Source organism: Actinomyces sp. ICM58, from assembly GCF_000283035.1.
Classification (GTDB): domain Bacteria; phylum Actinomycetota; class Actinomycetes; order Actinomycetales; family Actinomycetaceae; genus Pauljensenia.
Genome location: NZ_ALIY01000129.1, coordinates 1 through 7,524 on the forward strand (window position 1 = coordinate 1; position 7,524 = coordinate 7,524).

At 65.0% G+C, this 7,524-nt stretch carries 6 protein-coding genes, 1 rRNA gene and 1 pseudogene; all 8 read right to left on the reverse strand.

Annotated features, from left to right (window positions below; translation table 11 throughout):
* A 16S ribosomal RNA gene (locus HMPREF1138_RS06235) occupies positions 1-62 on the reverse strand; the annotation flags it as partial.
* 357 nt (positions 63-419) lie between these two features.
* Positions 420-1,682 carry a tyrosine--tRNA ligase gene (tyrS, locus tag HMPREF1138_RS06240; RefSeq protein ID WP_009057788.1) on the reverse strand — a complete coding sequence of 421 codons (1,263 nt, stop codon included), beginning with the start codon at positions 1,680-1,682 and terminating at the stop codon, positions 420-422.
* Between the two features lie 71 nt (positions 1,683-1,753).
* A complete protein-coding gene (gene argH, locus HMPREF1138_RS06245; protein ID WP_009057784.1) occupies positions 1,754-3,181 on the reverse strand; it encodes an argininosuccinate lyase in 1,428 nt (475 codons plus the stop codon).
* A 41-nt stretch (positions 3,182-3,222) separates the two neighbouring features.
* The gene (locus HMPREF1138_RS06250) at positions 3,223-4,581 is read right to left on the reverse strand and encodes an O-antigen ligase family protein (RefSeq protein ID WP_009057791.1); all 1,359 of its coding nucleotides are present in this window, start codon (positions 4,579-4,581) and stop codon (positions 3,223-3,225) included.
* A 98-nt stretch (positions 4,582-4,679) separates the two neighbouring features.
* A complete protein-coding gene (locus HMPREF1138_RS06255; RefSeq protein WP_009057789.1) occupies positions 4,680-5,900 on the reverse strand; it encodes an argininosuccinate synthase in 1,221 nt (406 codons plus the stop codon).
* Between the two features lie 62 nt (positions 5,901-5,962).
* Positions 5,963-6,484 (reverse strand): arginine repressor, encoded by a 522-nt coding sequence (argR, locus tag HMPREF1138_RS06260; protein WP_081495989.1) that lies wholly within the window; start codon positions 6,482-6,484, stop codon positions 5,963-5,965.
* Between the two features lie 73 nt (positions 6,485-6,557).
* On the reverse strand, positions 6,558-7,046 hold the full coding sequence (locus HMPREF1138_RS06265) for a flavodoxin domain-containing protein (RefSeq protein ID WP_009057783.1): 489 nt from the start codon (positions 7,044-7,046) through the stop codon (positions 6,558-6,560).
* A gap of 104 nt (positions 7,047-7,150) precedes the next feature.
* Positions 7,151-7,524, reverse strand: a pseudogene (locus tag HMPREF1138_RS10495) (phenylalanine--tRNA ligase subunit beta); the annotation flags it as partial.

Sequence of the window (7,524 nt, forward strand, 5' to 3'; positions counted from 1 at the left end):
ACTTGCATGTGTTAAGCACGCCGCCAGCGTTCGTCCTGAGCCAGGATCAAACTCTCCGAACAAAAACAAAAACGTTAAAGCCCAGAAAAACCAACCAAACAAAACAGCCCGGCCAGCAATCCCAACCAAAAACACTCAAAAACAAAAAACAGGCATAAACAAAACAAACAAACACACTATCGAGTTCACAAACAACACCCACACACCCAAACAACCAGGCCAAAACCCAGCCACCCAAGCGGTGAACCACCACCACTCACTCACTCACAAGCTCGCGGCGACAGGTGAATAATCTACTCACCCCCCACACAAAAGTCAACCCAAAACAACGTGACCCCCAACACACACCCCACAAACCCACCAAACACAACGAAAAGGGGGCGTCCGATCGCCATCGAACGCCCCCTTCTCAGAAAGAATCAGCTCAGCTCAAGCACGGCAAGGTTCTTGCGCCCCTTACGAATGAGAGCCAGTCCACCTGCGAGGACGTCCTCCTGGCGCAGGATCGCCTCGGGATCGGTGACCTTGACGTTGTTGATGGACGCGCCGCCGGAGGAGATCGTGCGACGGGCAGCCGTCTTGCCCTTCTCGAAACCGAGGGCGACGAGAGCGTCGACCACGGTGGATTCGCCGAGAGTGAGCGAGGCGCGCGGAAGGTCGGCGGTCGCGGCGGCCAGGGTGGCCTCGTCCAGGTCGCGGATATCGCCCCCACCCCACAGGGCGTCCGTTGCGGCGAGGACACGGGCGAGCTGATCAGCCCCGTGGACAAGCTCAGTCACGGAGGCGGCCAGGGCCTTCTGCGCTGCGCGCTGGTGGGGACGCTCGGCGACCTCGGCAGCCAGCGCTTCAATCTCTTCTCGAGACTTGAAGGTAAAGATCTTCAGGAAGCGCACGACATCCTCATCCGCGACCTGCAGCCAGAACTGGTAGAAAGCGTAGGGAGTCATCATCTCCGGGTCGAGCCAGATGGCACCGCCCTCGGACTTGCCGAACTTCGTGCCGTCGGCCTTGGTGATGATCGGCGTGGTCATCACGTGCGTGTCGACGCCCTCGACCTTGCGGATCAGGTCGACGCCGCCCACCATGTTGCCCCACTGGTCGTTCCCGCCGGTCTCGAGGGTGCAGCCATGGCGACGGTACAGCTCGAGGAAGTCGTTGGCCTGGAGAACCTGATAGGAGAACTCCGTGTAGGAGATGCCCTCGTCGGAGGCGATGCGGCGCGCGACGATGTCCTTGTTGAGCATCGTGCCCACGCGGAAGTACTTGCCGATGGTGCGCAGCAGGTCGATGGCGCTCATCTCCTGGGTCCAGTCCAGGTTGTTCACCATGCGCGCGGCCGCCGGCCCTTCGAAGTCGAGGAACCGCGAGATCTGGGCGCGAAGACGATCCGCCCATCCCTTGACGACCTCGGTCGACTGGAGCTGACGCTCGCCGCTCTGGCGGGGGTCGCCGATCTGCCCGGTGGCGCCGCCAACGAGCGCGAGGGGGCGGTGCCCGGCGAGCTGGAGGTGGCGCATGACGATGAGCTGAACGAGGTGACCGTGATGCAGGGAGGGCGCGGTCGGATCGTAGCCGCAATAGAAGGTGACAGGTCCGGCGGCCAGGTGCGCGCGAAGCGCCTCGAGGTCGGTGTGCTGCGCGAGCAGCCCACGCCACTGCAATTCGTCCAGAATGTCTGTCACGAAACTTGTCCTTCCTTGCGGATTCGACGGATTGTTGTTCTTGTAGTGTATCGGCTCGGCGGCGCCGGGCGTTAGCGCAGCGCGGTGTCCGCCCACTGACGGGCGTGAGCGAGTCCGGCCCGGGCCTCGTCGAGCTGTTCGGCGACGCGCACGGGTGCGGTGCCACCTCGGCCGAGGCGTGCTCCGACCGATCCCTCGACGGTGAGGACGGAACGAACCTCCGGGTCGAGGTGGGACGAGGCCTGGGCGAGCTCCGCGTCCGTCAGATCGGCGAGCTCCACTCCCCTCGCCTCGGCCAGGCGCACGCAGGCGCCCGAGATTTCGTGGGCGTCGCGGAAGGGAACCCCGCGCTTGACGAGCCATTCGGCGATGTCGGTCGCCAGCGAGAAGCCCTGCGGGGCGAGTTCAGCGAGGCGCTCGAGGTGGATCGTCATGGTGTCGATCATGCCGGCGACGGCGGGGCACAGAACATCGAGGGTGTCGATCTGGTCAAAGACCGGCTCCTTGTCCTCCTGGAGGTCACGGTCGTAGGCGAGAGGAAGAGCCTTGAGGACGGCGAGGAGGCCAGTGAGGTCGCCGATGAGTCGTCCGGCCTTGCCGCGCGCAAGCTCGGCGACGTCCGGGTTCTTCTTCTGGGGCATGATCGAGGACCCGGTCGAGTAGGAGTCGTCGAGGGTGACGTAGCCGAACTCCTTCGTGTTCCAGATGACGATCTCCTCGGACAGTCGGGAGATGTCGATGCCGATCTGGGCGCAGATGAAGGAGAACTCGGCGACGACGTCACGGGCGGCGGTCCCGTCGATCGAGTTTTCGACGGAGTCGGTGAATCCAAGGGCCGCGGCGATACGGCGCGGATCCATGCCGAGGGTGTTGCCGGCGAGCGCGCCCGAACCGTAGGGCGAGATGGCGGCTCTCTTGTCCCAGTCACCAAGGCGCGCCACGTCGCGCAACAGCGGCCAGACGTGGGCGAGCAGGTGGTGCGCGACAAGGACGGGCTGGGCGTGCTGCATATGGGTGCGACCGGGCATGACGGCGTCCCCCGCGCGGCTGGCCTGGCCGATGAGGGCCTCGGCGATATCGAGGACGCGCCCGGCCAAGTGGCGTGCCTCCTGGCGCAGGTAAAGGCGAATGAGAGTCGCGATCTGGTCGTTACGCGAGCGCCCCGCGCGGAGCTTGCCACCGAGGGTCGCGCCTGCACGCTCGATGAGGCCACGCTCGAGGGCGGTGTGCACGTCCTCATCGTCGGGGCTGGGCACGAAAGCGCCGGAGGCGACGTCGGCGTCGAGGCGGGCGAGCGCCGCATGCATGTCCTCGCACTCCTGGTCGGTGAGCAGGCCGACGCGGTGGAGCTCGTCGGCGTGCGCGTGTGACCCCGCGATGTCGACGTGTGCCAGGCGGAAATCAAAATGGGTCGAGACGCTCAGCGCCGCGAGGGCCTGCGACGGGCCGCCGGCGAAGCGGCCTCCCCACAGGGACACGTGCTTGTCGGACTGCGACATGGTTGACCTCCCAAGGTCGGTGGCGGGAACGAAGCTATGACTTAAGAGTATTCGAGATACTGGCGGGCCGCCGACGGCCACACGACGGGCACCTCACCGCGCACCTTGACCCAGGTGGCGATGATGACGACGAGCATCCAGTTGCCCTCGAAGAGCATCCTCGATTCGGTGAAGGACTGGATGAACATCGCGATCATGAGGACGGCGGGGACCACGTCCCAGAGGTTATCGTCGATATGGGCCACCGCGACCTTAACGACCCGCAAGAGCGTCCACACGATCGCGGCCGTGACCAGAAACGCGCCGACGAAGCCGGTCGTCAACGCGGCCTCCACATAGACGTTGTGAGCCTGGTTGGTGGGGGTCCCGTCCGGGCGAATCACGAGGGAAGCGAAAGGCTCCATCCATGTCGGCCAGCCGATGAACCAGCCCCAGCCGCCGATCGGCCGCTGCCCCACCAAGGGCTCGACAGCGTGCCAGATGACGGAGCGCCCGCTCATGTCCGGGCTGCGCCCGAAGGCGTCCGCGATCGCGTGGCGCGCGAAGAAGGCGCCGATCGCCGCGAGCATACCCACGGCGGCGAAAATACCGACGACGCGCAGTCTCAAGCGCACGGGCACACGCCGCTGGACGACCAGAGCAGCGATCACGATGCAGCAACCGGCGGTGGACAGGGAGACCGTCGCCGACTGGGTCAGCAGGAACACGGCGCCGCATGCGGCCAGCCACGCGAGAGTGGAGGGCAGGGCGCGGCGGGTCTGCATGTAGCGCAGAACCAGGCAGATCGCGAGGAGCAGCGCAACGAAGGCCAATGGGTTGCGATTGCCGGGGAAGCCCTGGATGGGGCCTCCGTGAAAGATCAGGCCGTCGACCCAATACGAGGACGCTGGCAGCAGTCCCCTTCCCCACATGGTCGGCGGGGCCAGGGGGCCTCGGCCGAACAAGCCGACCAGGACCTCGAGAATGAACGAGGACCCGATGATCCACTGGAACGACAGGATCAGGGACTCCACAAGCGCCGTCAACGGCAGCGCGACCGCGACGGCGATCGAGACCAGCGTCAGCGCGCACTGAAGAACCCAGAACTGCGCGCTCGTCATGGGGTCAACCGACCAGAAACAGGTGAGCCCGCACCAGAGCACGAACAGGCTGATCGTCGTCGGGAAGCGGCGCAACAGCAGGGACCGCCCGGAGCTGCGGAACAGCACCACGAAGGCCACGAGAAGGATGAGCATGGGCACGAGGGAGCCGATGTCTCCGAATATCCCGCGCACGCCCTTCCCGGCGAAGCCGACGAAAAACATGCCAGCGACCGTGTAGCGCATCATGCGCTCACGCAGGGCCTCATCCTGATCGGTGGCCGCGGTCCCTCCGATCGGCGCACTGTCTTGGAACGTCATACACGACACAGTAGGCGAGGTGGGAGCGCCGTCGCCGACGCTCCCACCTCTTGAAACCCAACTGAAACATTCCCTGTGAGAGAACGCTCAGTGAGTACTCAGTACCCCATATTGACGCCGAAGCGCACGTCGCGGGCGGCCGCGAGCTTGGACTGCAGGCCGTAAATGTCGATGAATCCGCGCGACGACGACTGGTCGAAGGTGTCGCCCGTCTCGTAGGTCGCCAGGTTGAAGTCGTAGAGGGAGGACTCCGAGCGGCGCCCGTTGACGGTCGCGCGTCCGCCGTGAAGGATCATGCGGATCTCGCCGGACACGTATTCCTGGGTGTGCTCGATGAAAGCATCCATCGACTTCTTGAGCGGCGAGTACCACTGGGCCTCGTAGACGAGTTCGCCCCATGTCTGCTCGAGCTGTCGCTTGTAGCGGTGCTGCATACGCTCCAGGGTGATGGATTCGAGGGCTTGGTGGGCCTCGATGAGGGCGACTGCGCCGGGCGCCTCGTAGATCTCGCGGGACTTGATGCCCACGAGGCGGTCCTCGACCATGTCGATGCGGCCGATGCCCTGGGCGCCGGCGCGGCGGTTCATCTCCTGGATCGCCTCAAGCGGGGTGACCGGGCGTCCGTCGATGGCGACGGGGATGCCCTTGTCGAAGGTGATGACGACTTCGTCGGGCAGCGGCGGGTAGGTCGGGTCGTCGGTGTAGACGTAGACGTCCTTGGTGGGGGCGTTCCACAGGTCTTCGAGGAAGCCGGTCTCGATGGCGCGGCCCCACACGTTTTGGTCGATCGAGAAGGGGTTGTGCTTCGTCGTTTCGATCGGCAGGTTGTGCTTTTCTGCGTATTCGATGGCGACGTCGCGGGTCAGGGCGAGGTCGCGCACCGGGGAGATGCAGTCCATGTCGGGGGCCATCGAGGTGATGGACACTTCGAAACGGACCTGGTCGTTGCCCTTGCCGGTGCAGCCGTGGGCGACGGTCGTGGCACCGAATTCGCGCGCTGCCTTGACCAGGTGCTTGGTGATGACGGGGCGCGAGAGGGCGGAGACGAGGGGGTACTTGCCTTCGTAGAGGGCGTTGGCCTTGAGCGCGGGCATGCAGTACTCGTTTGCGAATTCGTCGCGAGCGTCGGCGACGTAGGCTTCGACGGCACCACAGTCGAGAGCGCGCTGACGAATGACCTCGAGGTCTTCGCCTCCCTGGCCGACATCGACGGCGACGGCGACGACCTCGCGGCCGGTCTGCTCGCCGATCCATCCGATGGCGACGGAGGTGTCCAGGCCGCCTGAGTAGGCCAGGACGACGCGGTCTGTGCTCGACATGGGGGTTCCTTCCACTGGGGGTTTCGTTTGTCGTATCGCGGCTCGTTGGGACGAGGCCGTGGCTAGTTTTCGGGCAGAGCGCCGGGCTCTGCGAGGGCGAGGAGCATGCGTTCGACGCCGGCGGCATCCTCCTCGGAGCGGCAGATCACGAGGATCGTGTCGTCGCCGGCGATGGTGCCGGCGATTTCCTCTCGGCGCACGGAGTCGATCGAGGAGGCAAGGAGATTGGCCGCCCCGACCTGGGTGCGCAAAACGAGCTGGTTGCCGACTTTAACGGAGGTGACGAGCAGGAGCTGGCACCAGCGCGCGAGGCGGACGTTGGCGGCTTCGCCGTCGTGGGTCGCTCCCCCGTCATGGTCGGGCACGGTGTAGATGAGGGTGCCGGATGCGTTGCGCACCTTGGTGGCCCGCAGGTCCATGAGGTCGCGCGACAGTGTTGTCTGGGTGACGTCGATGCCCCGCTGAGCAAGGCGTGAGCGCAGCGCTTCCTGGCTACCAATGGACTCGGAGGCCAGGAGGTTGCGGATCATTTCGTGCCTGGCACTCTTCGTGCTGGGGAACGCTGCTGCTGAACTCATATGCATGATTATACATGCATGTGCATATATGTGCGCAAGTGGGTGAGGGCGCCCCTCACCCACTCACGTTCTGACAGTCTCAGGCCTTCAGCGCCTCGACGATCTCATCAGCCCACTGGTCGATAGCCTCCCAGTCACGGAAGTCCCCCTCGACAACTCCAGCCAGGCGGGCAACCGAACGCTCGCGCAGGGACAGAAGGGAGGGCTTGTAGCGACCCGGGAAGGTATGCAGCTCGCGGCACTTGACATGGGTGAGGAGCGGTCCGACGCGCGTGCCGTCCTGCTCGGAGTGCTTGGGAACGCCGTTCATGCCGACGGAGAAGGCCCATACGCGTCCGACGGGCAACTCGTCCTTAAAACGCTCCATGAAGTCGTGTGCCTCGGGCATCCACTGGAGAATGTACACGGCCGATCCGACAACGACGGCATGGTAACCCGAGACCGACGTGACGTCGGCGGGCGCGAGACGATCAACGGTGATTCCACTCGCTTCGATACGCCGGGCAATGGCGTCGGCGACCTCGTCCGTCGCCCCGTGCTTTGATGCTGCAGTTACAAGAATGTGCATAAGACCATGCTAAGGCGAAGACCGGTCGAATCCACACCTGCGACACCCCAATGAGTGGGGCGCCACACGTGAGATTCGACCGGCCAGACGCTGGTCGCGACGTCTCAGGCGCGCAAGGAGGCTCCCAGGACCTTCTTGGCCTTGGCCACCACCTGCGCACGGACCGCCTCGGATTCCTTTGCGGTCAGCGTGTGGTCAGCGGCGCGCAGTCGCAGGGCGAACGCGAGGGAGCGGTAGCCTTCGGGCACCTGGTCGCCCTCGTAGATATCGAAGAGTGAGACCGATTCCGCGAGCGGGCCGGCACCCTGACGCACGATCTGCTCCACGCGCGAGGCGGGGATGTCAGACGGAACGACGAGAGCGATGTCCTCCTTGGCCAGCGGGAACGTCGAGACGCCCTTGACCTGGATCGGGTCGGCGCTCATCTGGGAGATGAGCGCGTCCATGTCGATCTCGAAGGCGCACGAGCGCGACGGCA

What these genes read in the sequence shown, in the direction of transcription:
- argR (WP_081495989.1), bottom strand. Translation starts at nt 6,484, where the DNA reads ATGCATATGAGTTCAGCAGCAGCGTTCCCCAGCACGAAGAGTGCCAGG.
- HMPREF1138_RS06250 (WP_009057791.1), bottom strand. Translation starts at nt 4,581, where the DNA reads ATGACGTTCCAAGACAGTGCGCCGATCGGAGGGACCGCGGCCACCGAT.
- argH (WP_009057784.1), bottom strand. Translation starts at nt 3,181, where the DNA reads ATGTCGCAGTCCGACAAGCACGTGTCCCTGTGGGGAGGCCGCTTCGCC.
- HMPREF1138_RS06255 (WP_009057789.1), bottom strand. Translation starts at nt 5,900, where the DNA reads ATGTCGAGCACAGACCGCGTCGTCCTGGCCTACTCAGGCGGCCTGGAC.
- HMPREF1138_RS06265 (WP_009057783.1), bottom strand. Translation starts at nt 7,046, where the DNA reads ATGCACATTCTTGTAACTGCAGCATCAAAGCACGGGGCGACGGACGAG.